The sequence below is a fragment of the Bradyrhizobium sp. genome (genome assembly GCF_016462955.1).
Taxonomy (GTDB): domain Bacteria; phylum Pseudomonadota; class Alphaproteobacteria; order Rhizobiales; family Xanthobacteraceae; genus Bradyrhizobium.
The window spans coordinates 1-752 of sequence record NZ_JAEMSD010000796.1 but is presented as its reverse complement, the minus strand read 5'-3'; the positions used below and the strand labels follow the sequence as shown (position 1 = coordinate 752).

The 752-nt window shown below is 69.5% G+C and carries 1 protein-coding gene; it reads right to left on the bottom strand.

Annotated features, from left to right (window positions below):
* On the bottom strand, positions 1-752 hold a 752-nt coding region (locus JHD07_RS38505), incomplete at both ends, for an ABC transporter permease (RefSeq protein WP_291631736.1).

Sequence of the window (752 nt, the reverse complement as noted above, 5' to 3'; positions counted from 1 at the left end):
TCCCGCGATCAGCGATTGCCCATAGTGGAGCAACAGCAGCGCGACCGCGAACACCGCGCACGCGGCGATGCTCTGCAGCATCAGCCAGCGGCGTTGCCGCTGCTGCCAGGCGCGCGGCTGCGCCGTCGCCAGCACCGGCATCCTGATGGCCTTGATCAGGCTGGTCGCGGCTGCCACAAGCGCGCCGGCAATGCTGATGCCGAGGCCGGCGAGCCACCATTCGCCGCGCAGGCTGAGCTGCCCCGGGATCTGCGCGCCATACAGCCCGCGCAACGAAGCCGCGACGTCGGGCAATAGCGCCGCCGCAATGAAATAGCCGCAAGCGAGCCCGATCAGCCCGGCGACCAGCGCCAGCGCCACCAGCTCGACCACCAGCACCGTGTTGACCAGCCGCGCCGAGGCGCCGCAAGCGCGCAGCGTCCGCAGCATCGGCAGCCGCTGCTCGAAGGCGAGCCCGACGGCCGAGTTGACGATGAAGAGACCGACGAAGAACGACAACAGCCCGAAGGCGGTGAGATTGAGATGGAAGCTGTCGGTGAGGTGCTCCAGCTCCGTCTCGGCATCCGGCTCGATCCGCTGCAACTGATCGCCGACGACGCTGGCGAGCGGCGCCGGCTTGCCCCTGGGCTTGCCGATCAGGAGCCGAGAGACCTGCTCCGGCTTGTCGAGGAGACGCTGCGCCACACCGATATCGACCACCAGCACGCCGGGCGCGAGCTGGGGCAGCACGCGCAAGGGCGGCAGTTCTGCGC